At 68.1% G+C, this 21,343-nt stretch carries 15 protein-coding genes and 2 pseudogenes; 3 read left to right on the forward strand and 14 right to left on the reverse strand.

Features of this window, described 5'->3' with window-relative positions; all coding sequences use genetic code 11:
- Positions 1–2: 2 nt before the first annotated feature.
- The 11 genes and pseudogenes from ACFWVP_RS16510 to ACFWVP_RS16560 all read right to left on the reverse strand — a co-directional run bounded on the left by ACFWVP_RS16510 (position 3) and on the right by ACFWVP_RS16560 (position 8,361).
- Complete coding sequence (locus ACFWVP_RS16510) at positions 3–491, reverse strand: hypothetical protein (RefSeq protein WP_384497220.1); 489 nt, start codon at positions 489–491, stop codon at positions 3–5.
- Positions 492–528: 37 nt separating this feature from the next.
- A complete protein-coding gene (locus ACFWVP_RS16515; RefSeq protein WP_384497222.1) occupies positions 529–1,389 on the reverse strand; it encodes a DUF317 domain-containing protein in 861 nt (286 codons plus the stop codon).
- A 128-nt stretch (positions 1,390–1,517) separates the two neighbouring features.
- Positions 1,518–2,186, reverse strand: coding sequence for a hypothetical protein (locus ACFWVP_RS16520; RefSeq protein WP_384497223.1), 669 nt, complete (start codon positions 2,184–2,186; stop codon positions 1,518–1,520).
- Positions 2,183–2,650, reverse strand: coding sequence for a hypothetical protein (locus ACFWVP_RS16525; protein WP_384497224.1), 468 nt, complete (start codon positions 2,648–2,650; stop codon positions 2,183–2,185). The genes ACFWVP_RS16520 and ACFWVP_RS16525 overlap by 4 nt, the downstream gene beginning before the upstream one ends.
- 28 nt (positions 2,651–2,678) lie before the next feature.
- Positions 2,679–3,272, reverse strand: a complete 594-nt coding sequence (locus tag ACFWVP_RS16530) for a DUF4913 domain-containing protein (protein WP_384497225.1) — start codon at positions 3,270–3,272, stop codon at positions 2,679–2,681.
- Positions 3,273–3,365: 93 nt separating this feature from the next.
- Positions 3,366–4,259: a DNA cytosine methyltransferase gene (locus ACFWVP_RS16535; RefSeq protein WP_384497401.1), complete on the reverse strand. Its 894-nt coding sequence runs from the start codon at positions 4,257–4,259 to the stop codon at positions 3,366–3,368.
- Positions 4,260–4,374: 115 nt separating this feature from the next.
- A pseudogene (locus ACFWVP_RS16540) lies at positions 4,375–4,557 on the reverse strand (hypothetical protein); the annotation flags it as partial.
- A gap of 1 nt (position 4,558) precedes the next feature.
- Positions 4,559–5,140, reverse strand: coding sequence for a hypothetical protein (locus tag ACFWVP_RS16545; RefSeq protein ID WP_384497227.1), 582 nt, complete (start codon positions 5,138–5,140; stop codon positions 4,559–4,561).
- Between the two features lie 41 nt (positions 5,141–5,181).
- Positions 5,182–6,351 carry a DnaB-like helicase N-terminal domain-containing protein gene (locus ACFWVP_RS16550; RefSeq protein ID WP_384497229.1) on the reverse strand — a complete coding sequence of 390 codons (1,170 nt, stop codon included), beginning with the start codon at positions 6,349–6,351 and terminating at the stop codon, positions 5,182–5,184.
- Positions 6,348–6,578, reverse strand: a complete 231-nt coding sequence (locus tag ACFWVP_RS16555) for a hypothetical protein (protein ID WP_384497231.1) — start codon at positions 6,576–6,578, stop codon at positions 6,348–6,350. Before ACFWVP_RS16555 ends, ACFWVP_RS16550 begins: the two co-directional genes overlap by 4 nt.
- A pseudogene (locus ACFWVP_RS16560) lies at positions 6,575–8,361 on the reverse strand (type IV secretory system conjugative DNA transfer family protein). The gene ACFWVP_RS16555 and the pseudogene ACFWVP_RS16560 overlap by 4 nt, the downstream one beginning before the upstream one ends.
- A 638-nt stretch (positions 8,362–8,999) precedes the next feature.
- Here ACFWVP_RS16560 and ACFWVP_RS16565 point away from each other — a divergent pair.
- The 3 genes from ACFWVP_RS16565 (at position 9,000) to ACFWVP_RS16575 (ending at position 18,746) form a co-directional block, all read left to right on the forward strand.
- Positions 9,000–12,404, forward strand: coding sequence for a helicase-related protein (locus ACFWVP_RS16565; protein WP_384497233.1), 3,405 nt, complete (start codon positions 9,000–9,002; stop codon positions 12,402–12,404).
- Positions 12,405–12,483: 79 nt separating this feature from the next.
- On the forward strand, positions 12,484–15,339 hold the full coding sequence (locus ACFWVP_RS16570; RefSeq protein ID WP_384497235.1) for a DUF1156 domain-containing protein: 2,856 nt from the start codon (positions 12,484–12,486) through the stop codon (positions 15,337–15,339).
- Positions 15,339–18,746 (forward strand): Swt1 family HEPN domain-containing protein, encoded by a 3,408-nt coding sequence (locus ACFWVP_RS16575; RefSeq protein ID WP_384497237.1) that lies wholly within the window; start codon positions 15,339–15,341, stop codon positions 18,744–18,746. Before ACFWVP_RS16570 ends, ACFWVP_RS16575 begins: the two co-directional genes overlap by 1 nt.
- Before the next feature lie 278 nt (positions 18,747–19,024).
- Here ACFWVP_RS16575 and ACFWVP_RS16580 read toward each other — a convergent pair whose 3' ends face one another.
- The 3 genes from ACFWVP_RS16580 to ACFWVP_RS16590 form a co-directional block, all read right to left on the reverse strand.
- Positions 19,025–19,792 carry a hypothetical protein gene (locus ACFWVP_RS16580; RefSeq protein ID WP_384497239.1) on the reverse strand — a complete coding sequence of 256 codons (768 nt, stop codon included), beginning with the start codon at positions 19,790–19,792 and terminating at the stop codon, positions 19,025–19,027.
- Between the two features lie 97 nt (positions 19,793–19,889).
- Entirely contained in the window at positions 19,890–20,471 is a 582-nt protein-coding gene (locus tag ACFWVP_RS16585) for a hypothetical protein (protein ID WP_384497241.1), read from the reverse strand.
- Between the two features lie 149 nt (positions 20,472–20,620).
- Positions 20,621–21,310 carry a hypothetical protein gene (locus tag ACFWVP_RS16590; protein ID WP_384497243.1) on the reverse strand — a complete coding sequence of 230 codons (690 nt, stop codon included), beginning with the start codon at positions 21,308–21,310 and terminating at the stop codon, positions 20,621–20,623.
- Positions 21,311–21,343: the final 33 nt, after the last annotated feature.

Raw genomic sequence — 21,343 nt, forward strand, 5'->3', positions numbered from 1 at the left:
GGTCAGTGGCGCGGCCCCGGGCCGGCCGCCGGCGGGCCGACAGCGGCCGAAGGGGCGGGCTGATCGGGTACCTGGCCCAGGGGGCGTGGTGTGTGCCCGGAGCGGGCGACGGCGGCCTGGACCAGCCGGACTGCCGGGGCCGAGGCCGTGGTCGCGGCGGATTCGCGGGCTTCGATCACGTGGCTGATGGCCTGCAGGGACGTACTGCTCTCTGCCTTAGCGACGCGAAGGTCTGCCGCTGAGTTGGTGATCCGTTCCAGGTCGTAGAAGGCCGGCACGTGGCCGGGGCGGGTTAGGGCGTGCAGACGGTCCTGGTGCACGGTCGCGGCGCTGTCGGTGATGACCAAGGCCGAGCGGATGCGCATGGCCGAGCGCAGAAGCGGGTCGTCGCTGGGGCGGCGGACTGCGAGGGACTCCAGAGCGTCTATGGGGCGGTTCCAGGCTTTCTCGATCATGGCTGTGGCCTGGTCGTATGCGGTGGTGTTGGACATGAGCGGCTCCACATGGTCCGGGGAGAGGGCGTGTTCGTCAGCGGGCGTACCCGGAGCGCGGGGCCTGCGGAGCCGGCGGCGAACGCGGCGACGGGGTTACGGGACGAGCCTCGGCAGTCGTTGGCAGCACCGTGGAGCGGGAGTTGGCTGCCTGAATGCGGCGGATATCCAGGGGTGTGGGCATAGGCGGTTTGACTGGTGTCGCGGTGGCCTGTGAGGGAAGGCGTCGTAGGTCATAGCCGTAACGGGTGACTGGCGACGGGTCGGTGAGGGCGGCGTTCATCGCGGTCACCAGCCTCTGCGGGGTGAAGGAGGAAGCGGTGGCGTACCACTGGTTTCCTGGCGGCCCGGCAAGGGTGAGCCAGCGTTCTTGATGGCCCCGCATCTCGGCAGTGTGGTCACGGTGGTTGTGGCGCAGGTAGATCTCGGCCAGGTGGTCGGGCGACTGGAAGAAGACGTTTTCGGGGCTGTAGCTGTGGCTCCAGCCCGCCGCTGCCAGCGGTGTGCCGGCATCCAGCGCGGTCAGGGCGCTGTTGCCGTGGTGGAGATAGGAATTGGGGCCCTCGGCGTAGGCGGCGGCGAGCGCCGTGGTGAAGCCGGCGACGATCTCGGTGGGGGTGCCGCTCTGGAAGGTGACCAGCCAGCGTGGCGTCGCGTAGTCCGAGCTGTACGCGGTGATCTTCCACAGGGCGTCGTCGTCGCCCTCGGGCAGGTAGGCCAGGCGGACCCGCTGGTCAGGGGCGTTGACGTACACGTTGCCCAGGTCGTCGTCGTTCAGCAACCAGCCGCTGTCGAGGAGCGGACGGAGAGCGGGGTCACCGGTGAACGTTGATCCGGCGAGGTAGCGGGGGCTGACGTTGTACTCGCGCCACTGCTCATCATCCGAGCTGAAGGTCATGGGAAGTTCCTGAAGAAGAGAAGGGGGAGGGGGACGCGCCTGCGTACGCTGTGGAACGGGCCGTTCGGCCGCACACGGGCGCCGTGGAAATTAGCCGGATCACCGGCTCTGGAACGGGCTGGGGGGGCTCATTCGGCGGTTTCCATCCGGGCGAGCAGTGAACGGACCAGGGTGGGCAGGTGGCCTGGGCCGTCGCTGATCCAGACGTGGTCGGTCGCTTCGCCGAGGACGTACGCGGCGTCGTCGAGGAGGCCGCTGGAGATCTCCATGCAGGCGTCGGTAATCCGGGTGACGGCGAGCAGGGACTCGGAGAGCACGGCGACGTAGTCGCCCGGCGGGAGGTGGGCGGCCTTGGCGGCGGTGCGGATTTCCGTCAACTCCAGGTCGCTGAAGGCGAAGTCGAGATCGCTGTCCCACTCGTCGCCATCGGGCGTGGTGAAGGTCGGGTCCGGTGGCTGTGTGGGGATGCCGACGCGGGTGCAGATCTGGTCGACCGAGGTGGTGAGCTCGGCGAGGGACTCGGTGAGCCATCCCAGCGCGGACGCGTAGGAGGCCAGGGTGAACAGACTCGCCGGCGTCGCGGGGCGTGGCTCGTCGGCCAAGAATTCCTCGAGCCGGTCGTTCAGCTCGCAGATCACCCTGGGTCCGGCCGACAGCGCACCCAGCACGGGGTGCAGATACGAGCGGCTGGCAGCCGTCGGGTACTCGGCGGTGAGGATCCCGGAGACACTCTGCGCGGCGTCGGTGAGCAAGCCCGCCAGGTCGGCACGAGTCAGCGGGGTGCGGTCGACGATCATCGGTGGGGAGCCTTTCGGGAAGCGGTGGCAGTGGGCTGGGCCGCCGCCACTGGGAGGGGCGTCGGCTGGTTTGCCGCGTGGGGAGAGCGGGAGCGTGCGGCCTGCACGCGTGCTTCGGCGGCGGAGGCTGTCTCGACGTCCCGGTGAGAGCCGGTGCGCAGGTGGGCCGTGCGGTAGACCGCGTACTCCTTCCGGCTGCCCGCGGCGACGAGATAGACCTCGCGCTTGTGGTGCGAGGTGGGCGGGGCCGGGCGGAACTGGATGACCATCCGATAGGAGACGGATGGGTCGACGTACACCTTGTGAAAACCCGCGAGACGGCCCTTCAATGGCAGGCAGTCGTCACTACCGTGAACCAGGTTCTGCAGCTCCAACAGCGCCAGATCACGTATCTCGTCGGGGAGTTCGCGCAGGTCAGCGATGGCGTCCGGGTGCGCGGCGAAGGCGAAGCGGGCGCGGCTCACATCGACCTTCCCGGGCTGAGTACGTCACTCATGCCGCCAGCCCCAACGGCTCGGGCGCGGGGGTGGCCAGCACACGGTGGTTGGGCCGGGTCGGGCTCGTCGTGCACGCGGCGAACGGACCGTCGGGAGCACGGAGGTGTACCAGTGTCTGGTCGAGGTGGTCGCGGTGCCACGTCGAGGGACCGGACAGGCCGGCCTCGGCGTCGGTGAGCTGCTGCCACGAGAGCCAGAGGGCATGCAGCCGGGCCACGGCTTCGGGGTGTTCTTGCCACAGCGTGCACCACGGACGGGTCGTGCTGATCTCTCGCCCGTAGATCGGGAGGAAGAGGTGGTTCACCCAGGCACTGAGGGCGGCGAGTTCGACGGCGTACCCCTCACCGCCCAGGGCAACGATGAACACCGAGGTGGGGCCAGTGGCCGGCTCGGAGCCGGCTGCTGTTGCCGGAGCGCCGTCGGTCGGTTGGGGGGCGGGTGTGGGCTCGGCGCCGAGACGATCGAGGAGGACGCCGTGCTGCCTGACCTCGGCCATGGTCTTGGCGAGGCTGCTGGCGAGGTCGTCGAGGTTCTCGTCGGGGACGCGGAACGGCTCGGGGCCGGGGGCGGTCGTGCTGGTGTCGGGCATGGGGGCGTGCTCCATCTGTGGGACGGCGACATGGGGAAGAGGCTCCGGAGAAGCCGCGATTTGGCCCGGCCGGGAAAACCCGGTAGCCGGGCACTACGCCGCCGCGCAGCGAGGGCAGCGAGGGCAGCGAGGGAAGCGAGGGGCCAGCAACCGCAGGGCCCGGGCGGCCTGTTGCGGTACGACACCGTTGCCGAGCGCGGTGAGCTGAGCGGGGCGGCCGAGCCCCGGGGTGGCGGTGACCCAGCCGGCATCGAGGCCCTGCATCCACTCCACGAAGTTGGCACGCAGCCGTCCGGCCGCGTCGGTGGGCGCCGGGGCAGGGCGGGTGAGCGTCTCCCATCGGGTGATGGCGGCTGCGTACGCACCCCATCGCCGCTCTGCTCCTATTGCCTCCAGAGCGGCAGAGCCACCGTTGGCGAGGGAGTCGGCCGGCCCTTGCCCGGTCGGCGTTCCGGGGCACCCGGGTCGCGGGCCGGCGGTGTGGGCAGCAGGGACGCTGCCGCGCTCGGCAGGGTCATGTCGCCGTTGCCGTACCGCTGGTTGGGCGAGCCCTTGGATCCGTCCGACGCCTTCGGGGTGGGCAGGAGCCACTCCACCTCGTCGGCCAGGTTCGGGCCGTGGCCCCCGCTCTTCCTCTTGGCGGGGTGTTGCGAGCCGCCGTTCCTGCCGATGTTGCTGGTCGGCGTCTTGAGCAGGGTGTTCGGCGGGCCAGGCGGCGAGGAAGGTCCGCTCGCGGCGGTGCGGGGCGCCGATGTCGGAGGCGCGAAGCACGAGCCACCTCGCGTCGTACCGGAGGTCGGCCAGGGATCCGAGTACGGCACCGAGTGCTCGCAGAGGAGGCTGGTCTGGGGTGTCTCCCAGACACCACGGGCAGAATTCCACGTCGCCAGGGGAACCGGCGGGTGAGGTGAGGAGGCCGCGCACATTCTCGATCACAACCAGGCAAGGTCGGAGGGCCTCGACCGCACGGGCGACGTGCAGCCACAGCCCGGAGCGGGTCTGGGAGTTGAGTCCGGCCCTTCGGCCGGCGACCGAGACGTCTTTGACAGGGGAAGCCCGCCGTCAGGACGCACACCCGGGGGATGTTGGACCAGTCGACGGTCGTGATGTCGCCCAGGTTGGGCACCCCGGGCCAGTGCCGGGCCAGGATGCGCGAGGCGCCCGGATCGACCTCCGCGTGCCAGGCCAGGCTGCCGCCGAGCACGGACTGCACCCCGAGGTCCAGCCCGCCGTACCCGGAGCAGAGCGAGCCGATCAACGGCGGGCGCACGCTGCTGGTCCCCATGTCACCGCCCCCGCACGATCCGGCCCGGTGCAGCCGCTGTCGGCGTGGCAGGGGGAGGCGCGGGTTGGGGAGCGGGAGCTGTGGTCGTGGACCGGCTACGGGCGGCTCGGAGCCGTACGGACGGAGGCGAAACCGTCGCCGATGCGGCGTGAAGGGAGTCGGCGGCTTCGCGCAGGGCCGTGTCCGCCGAACCGAGAGCGTCTTCCATCACCCGCACTGCTGCCTCCCGGGCCTCCTGTGCGTCGGGCCGGTTACGGAGATGCTCGGTCTGGTTCAGGAAGGCGAGCTGGTGAGCCGTCTCCCCGAGGGCGGATGCCGCCTCGCCAGCAGGTCGCGCAGCGGCAGCGAAGCCCGCGATGACCCGGGCCGTGTGAACTTCGTGGTCCTGGGCCGCGGCACGGAGGAAGACCTCATTGCCCAGGTCGGTGATCAGCTCGCCGAGTTCGGATATCTGCCCGGCGACGGCGACGATGCCGGGCAAGCGGCGGTAGTTCCCAGCGACCGGGAGCTTGCCGCGCTGGGCGTCGAAGGCCGAGGCCATGGCACTCAGGGCAGAGATGTCAGAGCTGGGAGTGTTGTTCACGGTGAATCCCAAAGGAGAGGACGAACAGAGGACGGGGGCTTTCAGCTGTGGCCGCGCGAGGGAGACCGCACGGCAGCAGGGCCGGGCGCAGAGCGAGTTCGGGCCGAGGACGGCGACACCGGGTGTGGCGTGCTGCGAGCGAGAGCGGCGTGCACCCGCGCAGGAGGAGGTCCGTTCGACGAAGAAGCCGGGGCCGGCGACAGCGGAGAGTGACCGTTCGCCGTCCGGCAGCGGGTACGTACGTCGTCGAGTGGACCGAGCGTGTGCAGGGCGTGATTGATGAGCTGCCCGGGGGACAGGGACTCGTTCTCCGCCAAGCCTCGAATGGTGCGAGCAGAGGCGACAGCGGTGCGGATGATCGAGGAGCGGATCACCTGCTCACCGAGCCATTCGGCGCTGCCCGGGCCCACGCCGTCACACAGCGCGGTGACCTGATCGCCGGACAGCGTGCCGTCGGCCAGCAGACCGCGCCGCTGCGCCTCCCAGAGCAGGGTGATCTGGTCGATGGGCTCACCCCTGTGGTGCAGCGCGCCGAGGCACCGGTAGAGCTGCCCGTGGGCCGGGTCGGCGAAGTCGACCGGCCGCAGCCAGCCCACCACCTCGTCCATGGCCCTCGGCCGCTCAACAAGGACGGCCAGCAGGAACCGTTCGTCCTCGGCGACCTGACCGGCCCGAACCGGCGGCTGCGCGGAGGGAGCGGTGGCCGGCGGCGTAGCGGGCGGGACCGGGCGCGGTTCGGTACCCCACCGCCGTGCGAGATCGTCGAGAACCCGGGTCAGAACGTCAGCGTGGTGCAGGGCTCCCTCGACCTCGCCCCGCAGGGCGTCGGCGCGAGCCGCCTGGTGAAGGCGGATCGCGTGCGCGGTGACGCTGCGATGGATCGCCCCCTCCAGCACCATGCGGCCGTACGCCGGAGCGTGTTCGGGACGCGGGCAGGCAGAGACCAGGGTGTGGGCGTAGACCGCGCTCAGCCCCCGTACGTGGTGGCCGGCCTCCTCGACCGCATCGGTCACCCACGACAGCGGCACCGATGTATCGGCTGCCAGTCCGGGGTGGCCATCGGCCCGGAGTTTCCGCAGCGCGGCGAACAGCGCCTGGTGGACCGGCCGGTCGAAGTGATCCGGCGCGAGCCAGTCAAGATGCGAGAGCTGGCCCGGGTCGAGCAGCACGGAGCCCAGTACTGCCTGCTCCGCGCGCAGCAGCGGGTTCATCGTCGCCCTCCGGCGTCGGAGGAGGGATGTTCACCCTGCCGGGCGCGGAGATCGGCGACTGCCTGGTCGGCAGCGGCCATCGCCTCGGCGAAGCCGTCCAGCACCCCGGTGAACACAGGGTCGGTGGCTAGGACCGAGCCGGCCCCGCTGACCAGCCACCACCGGCCGTCGCGCAGAACGACCGGCGAGCGTACGAGCCGCCCGGGACGCGGCGTGGGCGCACTCATGCTGACAGTCCGAAGCCGTCACGGCTGTGGGCTTTCGAGAGGGCCCGCTCGGTGATGGCTTTCGTCGCACGCGCCGAGGCTGGGCCGACCACCTTCGCGGACGGCTCCCTGTACCAAGGCCGCAGATCGAGCATCGCCACCCGGATACCCGTGGCCAGGAGCAGCGCCTTGCCCTTGGGCAGGGCACGGATCGCGTCCGGCGGCAGGATCCGCTCGCTGCGCATGCTGATAGAGGTGGACTTGCCGCCGTCGCTGGTGGACACCGACGTGGTCTGCACGTCGTGGTCGCCGACCTGCCGGCTGAGCCGGTCGGCGAAGTCGGCGTCATCGATGCCCGATCCGATGATCTTGATGGTGGCGGCGGACCAGAGTGCGTCCATTCCGGCCTCGCCCCAGCACCGCTGGCCCTGCCGGTAGGACTGCAGGATCGTCATCGGGATGACACCACGACTGCCCAAGTGGCTGTAGAGGTCGGGGAGGTCGGAGATTTTGCAGACGTTCGCGGCCTCGTCCAGGACGCACAGGGCGGGCGGGTCGAGCCGTCCGCCGGATCGCTCGGCGACGATGACGGCCGCCCGCATCACGGCGTCGGCCGCCGCGGCAATGATCGCGGACGCGCTGCCGCCGCCGTCTTTGCTGAGGAGGTACAGAGTGTCGCGGGACGTGGAGAAGGCGAAGGGCTTGAACTCGGGCAGGCCCTTGGCGGGGGTGACCCAGGCGGCGACGTCCGGGTCGAGCAGGCAACTCGCGTACTGCCGCGCTGTCTCGTAGATGCCGTCGCGGGTCTCGGTGGCGCCGGAGACGGTGCCCTGGAGCTGGGCGGCGACCGCGTCGTGGCCGGCATCGGTGAGGAGATCGACCGGGGTCCGGTCGGCGGGGGAGGCGAGCCAGGCCAAGACATCGGTGATCGGCCGCCGGTGGCAGGCGGCGGCGAGGAACAGAGCGCCGAGCGTGTTGGACGCGGCGGTGGACCAGAAGTCGGAGCCTTTCGACTCGTCCACGCTGGCGGCGACGAAGTGCCCGGCAAGACGCTTCGCCCCGGCCAGGTTGCGGGCGTCGGCCAGGATGTCCCACCACATCTCGCGCGGATGGTGGGCGATCTGCTGCGGGTCCAGGGTCCAGATCGTGCCGACCTCGGCACGGGCATCGACCGTCGCGGTGAACATCGTTCGCTGCCTTGTTCGACGTCAGCAACACCGGACCGGGAGCCGCGAGAATTGCGGGGATCGCCAGCCCGGAGGTCTTGCCGCTTCGCGGAGCCATGATCGCGACGATCACGTCCTCCCAGGACGCGCGGACGCGGGCCCGCCCGGGGGAGAGGGTGCCGAGCAGGATGCCGTGGTCAGCAGGGGTGACCTCTTTTACACCCCTGTCGGCTCAGGGACGGCCGCAGGTTCCGGGCCTTGGCGGTGATCTCCTTGCCCAGCAGCGGGGCGAGGTCCGCCTTCCGGGCAAGGCCGTTCTTCGCGCATCCGCGCAGCCGCATCCACAGCGCCAGGCCGAGTATGGCGAGGCAGGAGGACAGCAGGCCGGGGATGATCCGCGCGCTGATGAGCAGGGCGGTGGGGCTCAGGTGCGGCCACAGCACCTCGGGGTGCAGCAACGCGTCGGTGGCCGTATACGGGGCCCAAGGCCCGGTACCGAAGAGGGAGTTGCTGAGGTTGCCGGTCAGCCAGGCCAGTGAACCGAAGGCGAGCGCGATGCCGAGTATGCCGAAGAGGAGATAGAGGAGCGCATCCGACCCGGTGGTGGTCGAGGGCGCGCTGGTACGCGGTGCGGGCATGGTGGGTCCTGGGTGTGAGCGCAGGCGAGTCATGGGGCGGGGCGCGCGGCGCTCTTCTGCTGCTGATCATCGAAGAAGTTCCAGTTCTGGCACACATCGGCGGCCGGAGCTATCGGGTGCGGGGAGCACGCGGCGGGGGTGCTCTTCTGCCTACCGCCTTCGCCCGGCGTACAAGTCGCGGCGGTGTTGCTGGCGCTCTACAGGTGGGGATCACAGTGCCTTCCTTGAAGGGGGGTGGCGAGGAGAGCCCCGGTCTTCGGGCTGTCAGGGAAAGAGAATCCGCAGAATCTGCGATTTGGCGCGGCCGGATATCACTGGTAAACGCCACCGCTCACCCCGGGGCGGCGGAGCCGTGGTCGTAGGTGAAGTTCGCACGGGCGGCGGGCGAAGTAGGCGTCGCTGTGTAAGCCGGCCCAGCGACCGTCCCGGCGGATGACGGTCGCGACGATGTTGAGCCCGCTGGTCTGGTTGCGCCCATCGGCAGTTCTCCGGTTGGAGGCCGGTATAAGCCGCGAACTGGCTACGATTAGCCTGCCGAGGCTGATCGGCGCCTGGTCATAGAGAAGGGGCTCATGCGCGCCGACGAAATCAAGCCCGGCATTCGCCTGACCGGGCTGTCTTCAGGGACGGTTACAGTCGTGGCTGTCACAGAGATCGGTCACGCCCTGCAAGTTACGATCCGGGACGACATCGGGCAGCTGTCCGATCAAGTGCTCTTCCCCAGTGACATTGCTTCGCTGCGGGCAGATGCGCCGAGGTCTCGGTGGTCGTTCGACGCCGACCCCGGGCAGTTCCGTCTGGCCGCCGAGGCGCTGCGCATGCGGCACGCGGGCCTGTCGGACCCGATGCTGGCAGTAGAGACCAGCGACATCGATCCGCTGCCGCACCAGATCCGAGCCGTCTACGGGTCCATGCTGGCCCAGGCCGGCTCCCTGCGCTTCCTGCTCGCGGACGATCCGGGCGCCGGTAAGACGATCATGGCCGGCCTGTACCTCAAGGAGCTGCTGCTGCGCGGCGACGTGCAGCGTTGTCTGATCGTCGCTCCGGGCGGGCTGGTCGAGCAGTGGCAGGCTGAACTCGCGGAGAAGTTCGGGATCGAGATGACGATCTTGACACGCGACCTCGCTGAGGCTGACCGTGACGGCGACCCGTTCCGACACAACCCGATGCTGATCGCGCGCATGGACCAGCTGGCCCGCAACGACGAGTGGCAGTCCATACTCGGCGAGTCGGAATGGGACCTCATCGTCGTGGACGAGGCCCACCGCATGAGCGCATCCTGGTTCGGAAACGAACTCAAGCGCACGCGCCGCTACGAACTGGGCCAGCTGCTCGGCAAGATCACCCGGCACTTCCTGCTCATGACCGCGACACCGCATTCCGGTTCGGAAGCCAACTTCCAGACCTTCCTCGCCCTGCTGGACCCCGACAGGTACGACGGCCAGTACCGCCAGGGCGTGCATTCCACCGACACCACCGGACTGATGCGCCGGATGATCAAGGAGGACCTGCTCACCTTCGAGGGTAAGCCGCTCTTCCCTGAGCGCGTGGCTGAGACCGTCGAGTACACCCTCTCCCCGCAGGAAATGCTTCTGTACGAAGAGGTCACCGAGTACGTACGCACGGAGATGAACAGGGCCGAGCAGGCCGACGGCAAGCGCCGCACGGTCGGCTTCGCCCTCACGGTCATGCAGCGACGTCTCGCATCCAGTCCCGAGGCGATCTACCGGTCGATCCGGCGCCGCATCGCCCGGCTGCGCACCCACCGTGAGCAGACGCTGGCGGGCCCGTTCGTTCCCCCGCCCGAGACCTTGTCGTTCGATCCTGAGGACTTCGACTCCGACGAGCTGGGAGCCGCCGAGCTGGAGCAGCTGGAGAGCGAGGTCCTGGACGCCGCTACCGCCGCGCGCACCGCAGCCGAGCTGGACGCCGAGCTCGCGGTCCTGGCACGTCTGGAGGAGATCGCCCAGCAGGTGCGTGCTTCGGGTGAGGACCGCAAGTGGCAGGAGTTGCGGTCCCTCGTCCTCAAGGCCCGCGAGGATGGCCTGAGCGGCGCCCACCACACGCCGCGCAAGATCATCATCTTCACCGAGCACCGCGACACCCTCGACTACCTCGCAGGCCGCATTACCACCCTGCTGGGCGGCGATGGGGATGCCGTGCGCACGATCCACGGCGGCACCGCGCGACAGGCGCGTCGGGAGATCCGCACCAAGTTCACCAACGACCCGCGCTGCCACGTCCTGATCGCCACCGATGCAGCCGGCGAAGGACTGAACCTTCAGGCCGCGCATCTGATGGTCAACTACGACCTCCCCTGGAACCCCAACCGGATCGAGCAGCGCTTCGGGCGTATTCACCGCATCGGCCAGCGCGAGGTCTGCCGACTGTGGAACCTCGTGGCCTCCCAGACCAGAGAAGGCCAGGTCTTCCAGCGCCTGCTGACCAAGATCGAGCAGCAGCGCCGTGCCTACGGCGGCAAGGTCTTCGACGTCCTGGGGGAGAACGCCTTCGCGGACGAGCCGCTGCGCGACCTGCTCATGCGAGCCATCCGCTACGGCGAGCAGCCCGAGGTCCGGGCCCACCTGGACCGGGTCATCGACAACTCTGTGGCCGACGGGCTGCAAGAGATGATCAAGGAACGTGCCCTGGCCACCCCGGACATCGGGCTGGAAGAGCTGGCCGAACTGCGTCGAAAGATGGACGAGGCCCGCGCCCGGCGTATGCAGCCCCACTTCGTGCAGGCATTCGTCATGGAGTCCCTGCGTGCTTTGGGCGGGCGGGCGTCCAAGAGGGAGAAGGACCGGTTCGAGCTGACCCAAGTGCCCGCTGCCCTGCGCGAAGGTCGGCGTACAGTCAGTCCGCGCTACGCACGCATCACCTTCGAGCCCTCGGCCGTGGTGATACCCGGCCGACCGGACGCCGAGCTCGTAGCGCCCGGTCATCCGCTGATGGACGCGATCATCGCCGAGATCCTGAACAGGTACGGCGACGCCCTGACCCGCGGAGCCACCTTCCTCGACCGGACCATCACCACCCCCCAGCTCGTGTTCGCCCTCCTGGAAGAGCTCTCGGACGGACGCGGCACCGCGATCAGTAAGAGGTTCGAGTACGTCTCCGTGCTGCCAGACGGAACCGCACAGCCGGCAGGCGCCGCCCCGTACCTCGACCTGTCCCTGCCGGCAGGTCTGAACCTCGAGCAGCACACCGCGCTGGCCCTTGCCATCAACTCCGAGCTGTCCACGGCCTGGCTAGCCGAAGGCGTGGAGAAGATCGCCCAGACCTGGGCGATCCAGCACGGTCTCCCCGAGCATCGCGCCGACGTCGCCGCTCGCGTCGTCCCGGCCGTCGAGCGCACACGCAAACTTGTACGTCAGCGGCTGCTGGCGCAGATGAACTACTGGGACGGCGAGTCGATCAAGCTCGCCGAGGCGCAAGCGGCCGGCAAGAAGATCCGCATCTCGCCGGCCACCGCACGTGACCGCGCCCGATCGCTGGAGGCCCGGCTCGATCACCGTCAAGGCGAACTCGACCTCGAAACCCAGGTCAACGTGCATCCGCCACAGATCATCAGCGCTGCGCTCGTCCTGCCCGCTACGGTCATCCCGGGAGCCGACGGCGAACAGCCGACACCTGGCAGCTTCGCTCTGGACACCACCGTCACCGAGCGTCGGGCCGTGGACGTGGTTCTGGCCGCCGAGCGTCGGCTGGGCCGGGACCCTGAGGAGATGGCGCACTCCAACAAGGGCTTCGATATCCGTTCCCTCAAGCCCGACGGCCACCTGGTCTTCATCGAGGTCAAGGGGCGAGTGCTGGGCGCTGACAACTTCACTGTCACCACCAGCGAGGTCGGCTACGCCAAGAATGCCGAGCCCGACTACCGGCTCGCCCTGGTCGCAGTCGACCCTGATACCCCTGACGGGTCGAACGACCGGGTCCGCTACGTGCTCAACCCCTTCGCCGACCTCGTCCTGGACAGGTACGTCGACGACCTGCGCCGTAAGTGGAGAGCCGAGTGGGACCGTGGGGTCGATCCCCTCTGACACACAAGATCCACACGTGTCATCCGCTCGAATGCCACCCGAGGCACGGTTCGAGCGTCTCGGAATCTAAAGTGAGCAGGTGAACACCGTAGTGCAGCCCGGAACGCCGTCAGGTTCTGTCCCCCGACGCAAGCTCATCGAGGTCTCCCTCCCGCTGGAGGACATCAACGCCGAGTCGGCCCGAGAGAAGTCGATTCGACACGGGCATCCCTCCACGCTGCACCTGTGGTGGGCTCGCCGCCCCCTTGCCGCGGCTCGCGCCGTGCTGTTCGCCCAGCTTGTCGACGACCCGTCTTCGCATCCCGAGTTGTTCCCCACAGAGGAGGAACAAAAGCAGGAGCGCGAGCGCCTGCACGGGATCATCCGACGGCTGGTGGTCTGGGAGAACATCAACGACGAGGGCCTGTATCGGGAAGCCCGCGAGGAGATCCTCAAAAGCACGGGAGGGAACCCGCCTGCCATCCTGGACCCGTTTGCAGGCGGTGGAACGATCCCGTTGGAAGCTCAGCGCCTGGGCTTGGAGGCTCACGCCAGCGACCTCAACCCGGTGCCTGTACTGATCAACAAGGCCCTCATTGAGATCCCGCCGAAGTTCGCGGGGGAGCCGCCCGTATTTCCCGGAGCTGCGGAGAGCCAATTGGGGCCTTGGCCGCGGGCTACAGGTCTGGCGGAGGACGTGCGACGCTACGGCGACTGGATGCGCGACCGCGCGCAGGAGCGCATCGGGCACCTGTACCCCAAGGCGCAGGTGCCGGTGCTTGGACTCGACGGCGAGCCCACGGGGAAGACCACCGAAGCCACCGTCATCGCGTGGATCTGGGCCCGGACGGTGACCTGCCCGAACCCTGCGTGCGGCATTCGTATGCCGTTGGTGCGTTCCTGGTGGCTAGGCAAGAAGAAGGGCAAAGAAGCCTACGTCGTCCCCTCGCTGGTGAGCGATGCCGAGGCCCCAGGCGGTCGGCGGGTGACATTCGCGATTGCCCACGACCCGAAGCAAGCACCGACGAGTTCGAACGACGGAACAGTCAGCAAGACCGGAGCAATCTGTGTGGCTTGTGGAGCCACTGCTGAACTTGCATACGTCCGAACAGAGGGAAAGGCGTCGCGCATATCAGCTCAGCTAATGAGTGTGGTGGCCCAGAGGCAGAGGCGACGCATTTATCTCTCACCCACAGCCGAGCATGAGCAGGCCGCCAATATTCCGTTCCCAGATGGTGCGCCCCTGGGGTCACTTCCTGATGCCGCACTCGGGTTCCGCGTGCAAGGCTATGGCATGAGCGAGTGGGCGGACATGTTTACTAACCGACAGCTGGCTGCTCTGACTGCATTCAGCGATCTGGTTGTGGATGCGCGCGAGAGGGTGCTGGCCGACGCCATTGCCTCAGGTCTTCCCAGTGGTGAGCGCCTCGCTAATGGTGGTTCTGGTGCGCAAGCCTATGCGGATGCCGTGGCAACCTATCTAACATTCGCTCTGAGCAAGCTTGCCGCACGCAACAACACGATGTGCACCTGGGAATCTCGAATGGACCGACTTCGCGGGTCGTTCCAGCGTCAGGCTATTCAAATGACTTGGGATTTCGCCGAAGCGCCCCCACTGGAAGCGTATGGTGGAGGATTTACCTCTGTAGTGATGTCCGAAACCGAAGTAATTGATGGTATGACTGCTGCGCGAGTCGCCGGATCGGCACTGCAGGCAGATGCTGCAGGTCGTACTTACGAGGGCCTTCTCATTTCTACGGACCCTCCGTACTACGACAATATCGGCTACTCGGACCTCTCCGACTTCTTTTATGTCTGGCTCCGTCGATCTCTCCGTAGCATTCATCCGAATCTTTTCGAGACGATGCTCGTCCCTAAGGCGGAGGAGCTCGTCGCGAACCCGCACCGACACGGCAATATGGAGAAGGCTGAGAAATTCTTCGAGAGCGGGTTCCGGCACGTATTCGCCCAGGCGCGCCAGACGGCGATTTCCGACTACCCCATTGCTGTCTTCTATGCGTTCAAGCAGGCGGAACTGGAGAAGGAGGGCGTCGCGTCGACTGGGTGGTCGACGTTCCTGGAGGGCATGGTCCAGAGCGGATGGACTATCACCGCAACCTGGCCCATGCGCTCTGAACTTAGTAGCCGCATGCGAGCAGTTGGCTCCAACGCTCTCGCATCCTCCATCGTTCTGGCGCTGCGACCGCGCGAAGCCGCCGCTCCGGCGACAGATCGCACCGGATTCCTTGTCGCGTTGCACTCTGAACTGGAAGAGTCGCTACCGCGGATCCGTGAGGGCGCAATCGCCCCAGCAGACCTGCGGCAGACGATCCTGGGGCCCGGCATGGCGGTGTTCTCCCGCTTCTCCCGGGTGCTGGAGGACGACGGCTCCACCATGTCCGTGAAGACCGCGCTGGCGCTGATCAACCAGACCTTCGATTCTCTGCAGAACGAGCACGACGCCGAACTCGACGCCGACACCCGGTTCTGCCTGGATTGGTTCCGTTCCTACGGCTGGGACACACGCCCCTACGGTGATGCGGAGTCGCTAGCTGTGCCGCTGGGCCTGTCGGTGGACGGGATCGCCCGCGGTGGAACCCTCACCTCCGGCGCCGGCAAGGTCGCGCTGATCAAGCCGCAGGACCTCGACCCCCGGTGGGATCCGGCTCACGACGACCGGCTGTCGCTGTGGGAGGTCACCTGCCACCTGGCGCGCGCGTATGCGACCGAGGGGCGCGAGGAGGCCGCCAGGCTCATGGCTGAGGTGAAGGGGAGGGTGGACATGGACGAGGTCAACCGCCTGGCCACCCGCCTATACGAGCTGATGGAGTCTCAGGACTCCTCGACCGCTGGTCTGTTCAATGGACTCGGTGGTGCGTGGGCCGATGTCTCCGCGACGTCGGCCACGATCCGCCCGGCCGCTGTGGCCGAGATGCTCTTCGGGGAGGAGATCTGATGGCGCTGACGAACAATGAGAAGGTACTGCGCAGCTTCGACCAGCTGCTTGAGGGCATGCGGCCGTGGGTCGACATGCGTATGTCCGCGCAGGCTCCGACCGGCAAGGACTGGATGGAGCTGATCGCCGCTGAGGACGTGGCGAAGTTCGGCACGACCAAGACGTACTCGCGGGACGACGTGCGGTTTCTGCTGCGCATCGTGACGGAGAGATGGAAGGTCTTCGAGAAAGACCTCTCGCGCCCGCAGTCCGCGTTGGCTTCTGAGCTGCGGGAGACTGCAAACGCGGCCCACCATGGGCAGAAGTTCTCCTCGGACGACACCTACCGCGCGCTGGACACGATCGAACGTCTCCTGACGGTGATCGGTGCTGGGGACGAGGTCGATGTGGTCGCGAAGATGCGCATGGAGCACCAGCGGGAGGTCTTCGAAAAGCAGACCCGCAACCGGCTGATGCGTGAGGCGCAGGCGGTCAAGGTCGCCGGCGTGCAGGCTGGTACGACGATCAAGCCGTGGCGTGAGGTCATCCGGCCGCACACCGACGTGATCCGTGGGCAGTTCTCCGCCGCTGAGTTCGCTGCCGACCTGTACGCGGTGGCCCATGGTCACTCCGCAGCGCCGGAGTATCTGAACCCGGCTGAGTTCTTCGCTCGTACCTATCTCACCAGTGGTCTCTCCGACCTGCTGACCCGTGCGCTCAAGCGCCTCTCCGGGGACGCTGGGGCGAGCCCGGTGATAAATCTGCAGACTCAGTTCGGTGGCGGTAAGACGCACTCGATGCTAGCTCTGTACCACCTGTTCTCCGAGGGTCTGGCGGCGAGCGCGCTGTCTCAGACCGTGCAGGATGTCGTGCATGCCTCCCTGCCCACGGCCGACGGCGACCCGCTGAGGTCGCTGGACGTGAAGCGGGTCACGTTGGTGGGCACAAAGCTCTCCCCGAGCCAGCCGATCGTCAAGGACGACGGCACGCAGGTGCGCACGATCTGGGGGGAGCTGGCCTGGCAGCTCGGTGGCCGCAAGGCGTTCGACCGCGTCGCGATGGCGGATGCGACCGGTACTGATCCCGGTGACGCGCTGGACGCCGTCGTACGCGAGGTCGTCGCCGGCGGCGAGAGCGTGCTGATCCTGATCGACGAGTGGGTGGCCTACGCCCGCCAGCTCGTGGGGCGCGACGACCTGCCTGGCGGATCCTTCGCCACGCAGCAAACCTTCGCCCAGCACCTGACCGAGATGGCCAAGTCCATCCCGGGCGTCATGCTCGTGGTCTCTATTCCCGCCTCTGATTCCCTGGACAACGGCGGCGGCGGCTCGGCGCTGGAGGTGGGTGGCCCCAACGGGCACGTCGCTCTGGAGATCCTGCAACACACCATCGGTCGCAACGCCGATGACTGGCGGCCGGCCAACAACATCGAGTCCTTCGAGATCGTGCGCCGGCGCCTGTTCGAAGAACCCGATGCCGTGGCCCTGGCGGACATCTCCGCGGTGGCCAAGCAGTACGTGAAGTACTACCAGGACAACACCGGGTTCTTCCCGCGTGAGACGACCACCGGCGAGTACGAGCAGCGCATCCGGGCGGCGTACCCGATCCACCCGGAGTTGTTCGACCGGCTCTACGAAGACTGGTCGACGCTGCCGAAGTTCCAGCGCACCCGCGGTGTGCTGCGTCTTATGAGCGTGGTCATCAACTCGTTGTGGGCCGCCAATGACACCACGCCGCTCATCACGCCCGGCGCGGTGCCCGTCCACGACACTCAGGTCTTCAGCGAGATCACCAAGTATCTCGACGACAACTGGAAGCCGGTCGTGGACAAGGACGTCGACGGCGAGGGCGCCACACCGGTTCAGATCGACCGTGAGCGTCCGTCGTTCGGGCAGCGAGCGCTCACCAGGCGTGTCGCCCGGTCGGTGTTCATCGCGACCGTTCCGACGCTGCGCTCGGCGCACAAGGGTGTGGACATCCAGCAGCTCCGCCTGGGCGCTGCGGTACCCGGCGACGTCCTTAACCACATCGGTGACGCCCGTGCACTGCTGGGGCAGCGTGCCACGTACTTCTACGAAGACGGCGACCGCTCCTGGTACGACCTCGCGGCGTCGGTCTCCCGAGTGGCAGCCGACCGGGCCGCCGGCTACAGCGAGGCCGACGTGCACGCCACGATCGTCGAACGCCTCAAGGCTGCGGGGAAGGCGCTCAAGGCTTCCTTCGGTGCCGTGCATGCTGCGCCTCTCGACACCGGGGACATCCCCGATTCCGAGGTCCTCAAGCTCGTGGTCATGCACCCGAAGTTCACCTGGGGCAAGGACGCCTCCACAGCCATGGCCTTTGCCGAGCGTCTCCTGCGAGAGGCCGGTAACGGGCAGCGACAGCGGCGCAACATGATGGTCATGGTCGCCGCCGATCGCGAAACCTACCCCGAGCTCGACGGCGTAGTACGCGAGTATCGGGCCTGGCAGTCCATCGCCGACGAGGCCGACGAGCTCGAGCTCAGCGCCCAGCAACGCAAGCAGTCCATCACCCGCGCCCGCCAGTTGGACGCGGCCGTTGACGACCGTGTCCGTGCCGCCTTCACCGCAGCGCTGATTCCGACCGAGCTGCCCGGTCAGAAGCCGACCATCTCCTTCACCCGTGTCGCCAAGGACGGCGGTTCCCTGGCCGAGCGCGTCACCGCGGCGCTCAAGGCCAAGGGCTGGATCACTCCCGTCCTGGGAGCCACGCTCGTACGCATGGCTCTCGAAGGCGCTCTGGCCAACGCCTGGAGCAAGGGGCACGTGCGGTTCGGTGACCTTTGGTCCTGGTACACCCAGTACCCGTACCTGAAGCGCCTGCCCAACCGGCAGGTGCTTGAACAGGCCGTACTCAGTGCCGCCGATGTGCTCCTGTGGCAGCAGGATGCCTTCGCCCTCGCCGATGGCTACGACGAAGCGACCGACGAATACCAGAACCTATGGATCCACGGTGACAAGCCCGAGCCCGGGTTCGCCAGCGACGACATGCTCCTCGTCCAGCCGGGACGAGCGGTCGCCCAGCGTGCACGGGTCGTCGCCACCCTGTCGGCTGAGCCGGAGATCCCGGCAGAAGATGCCAGCAGCAGCGAAGACAGCACCCCGCAGCCCAGCATCGTCACCCCTCTCCCGGGCGCCGACTCTCAGCCTTCGACGCCGATGGCCAGGAAGGTCGTGCGGAGGTTCTGGGGCGTCAAGACTCTTAACCCCAACCGCCCTGCCGCCGACTTCGCCAACGTTCAGCAGGAAGTCCTCGCACACCTTGAGGCTGCCGACGGCGTCCGACTCGAGGTCCGCATCGAGATCACCGCAACCACCACTGACGGTTTCACCGAGCAGCAGGTGCGAACGGTCCGTGAGAATGCTGTTCAACTGAGGTTCGAGGACAGTGGGTTCGAGGAAAGCTGAACGGCGCACGCGCCGGGTCATAGATCTCACAAGCGACGGGTCCCCCCTTCGATACGGGGTGAGGTAACCGCCTCATCCCGAGCTCAGGAGACCAGGATGTATGCCGTCGTTGACCGGGAACGAGAGCGTAGGAGTGAGGTAGGTCGAGCTTCCGAAGCGACTTGATCGGTAGCCCCCGGCCAGGGCCTACGGTGAGCGGCTCTTCGGCTGGGCGATCCAGCTACTCACGCGACCGTTCCTATGTTGGACTCCTTGGGCGCTCGCTACGGGAGGTGGGGTCAGCGGTTGAGGGCGAAGGCGATGCGAGGGTCGACCGGCCGGGTCGCCGGAGCGGAGGCGGTGGGAGCGGGAACCGGCACCATGGCCGGGAGGCCGTCGCGGACTGGGCTGACCGCGAGAGCGGCGGCGCTGACGCGGGAGGCACAGGTAAAGCCTCGGTCGTGGTGGGGGCGCGCGGTTGCTGTGGGCGTAGGAGGGCGGCGAGCCGCTACGTCCTGGGCGAGGGAGGGCTGGACCGCGACCTGGAGATCGGATCGATGCATCGACAGCGTGGCGCCGGCGACCTTCCCCAGGGCTTCGCTGCGGTCGATGGTGAGGGGCAGCGTGTAGATGTCCAGGTCCGGGATATGGTGCCAGCCGTGTTCCTCCAGGATGAGGCGGCCGCCGAGCGCGGAGGAGTGGTCATCGGTGGCCGCGATGATGCCGAGCTGCGAATGTTCGGCGAACGCGACGTCGGGAACTGCGCCCGGAGACCGGCCACGGACGGAGCCCGCTTCGGAGGCCAGTGATGGGTCGAACGCGGCATCTACGTCGACCTGGTAGCCGGCGTTGCGCAGCAGTGTGACAGCCCGGGTGACGCGGCCCTGTCCGTCACGTTGCTGGTCGGCCAGTGCGTACAGCGTCGGCTGGTCCGGGACGGGGTGGAAGTCGAAGCCCTTCAGCATCCATGCGCTGGCTGGGAGGTGTTTCGGGTTCGCGGCGACGATGCCGTAGGCGGGGTGGTGGCCGATCGCGACGTCGGGAAGCGAGTCGTAGTGGGTGGGCATGGCTGATCCATCCGATGCAGGCTCGGGGAGCGCGGTGGTCGAGGGCCGGAATGGTTCTGCTGGCGAGGGGCACGGGGTACTCCGAGGCGGAAAGCGGTCAGCGACCGGGCGCGGACGGGACACGGGCAGGCGGCGGTACGGGGCGTACGGCCGAAGCCGCAGACCTCGGTGCCGCGGGCGTGTACTGGGCCGTCGGTGAGAGTGCGCGGGCGGCACTCACTCGCGACGAGGCGGCGTCCGGTCGTGGAGGAAGACCGAGCTGATCGAGGTGCCCGTCGATGGCGTCCAGCAGGCTGACCGCGCTGCCGCCGTGCCGGGCATGGGGGCCGCCTGGCTCCGAGTCGTAGATCACTTCATGGACTGTGTAGTCGTCGGGATGCCCGCGGGTCACCAGCCAGCTTTCGGGGCGCCCGGGTGGGTGGTCGGTCGGCGGTTCCTGGGGCGGCGAGATGCTCAGCGAGCTGCCGTCTGGGAGGGCGATGCGGACGATGTAGTCGCTGAGCCCGTACTCGACAGTGCACTCCCGGCCGCGCTGCCGGAGGGGCGCGGCGAGGTGGCCGTACCCGTGCGCAGGTCCCGGCATGTCGGCAGTCGCCTGTTGGGGGAGCAGTTCGCTGGGGTGAGCGGTGATGGGCGGGTCCTCCTGCTGGAGTGGAACCAGGGGTGGATCGGAATGCATAGGGCTTCTCCCCGGCTGGGTGCCCCGGCGGCCGACGGCGCGAGCCGCAGGCACGTGCAGCTGGTAGGGGCGAGGGGCGAGGGGCGTGGCGTTCCACGAGGATGCGGCGATCGGCCGGTTGGTCCCGCCGGAACTCGGTGCTATCGACGTCAGCGGGAATGACGTGGGGGCTTCGGGTGCGACGCCGGTGGTGCGGGAGGCGAAGCGGGCGAGGCCTCGCGGTTGCCGAGAGCGGAGCGAGCGAGGGCCACCTGGGCTCGGTCGTTCTGCGAGGGCCGATCGGGATCCGCCTGCTCGGCCAAGTAGCTGGCAGCCCGAGCGAGTGCCGGGCCTTGAAGGGACAACTCGTCGGCGTAGTGCCAGCCTTCGGAGTTGCGGATCTCCTGCGCATGGCTTGCATAGATCTCCCGTGAGTCAGGGAGCGAGTCGTCCATGAGCGCCATGACCTGGTCCCACTCGTGCCGGACCTGGCCTGCCCGTTCCAGAGTGGTGTCGATCCCGCGCAGCTGCCGGAGGTCCTCGCTGACCGGCCCCTCGACGTAGTCGGCACCGTGGGCGGTGGCACGGACTCCCGCCAGGACCTCGGGGCCGTAGGTGAGGAAGACCTCGACGTGTTTCCAGGCCTCTGCGTCACGGGTCACCTTGCCGTCCGCGTAGCCCTTCTCGTCGATGGACCAGCCGTCCTCGTCGCAGAAGGAGTCCGAGACCGCGTCCCAGGCGTCGGATGCCTGCCTGATGCCGGCGGCGGCGGAGGCGAGCGCCGGGATGTGCTGCCTCCATGCCAGTTGATCGGTGGCCGTCAGGGGCTGGCCTTCATGAGAAGCGGGATAAATGGGCATGATTGGTCCTCGTTCTTGTGCTGGCGCCTGCCG

This window comes from Streptomyces sp. NPDC058637, assembly GCF_042717325.1.
Classification (GTDB): domain Bacteria; phylum Actinomycetota; class Actinomycetes; order Streptomycetales; family Streptomycetaceae; genus Streptomyces.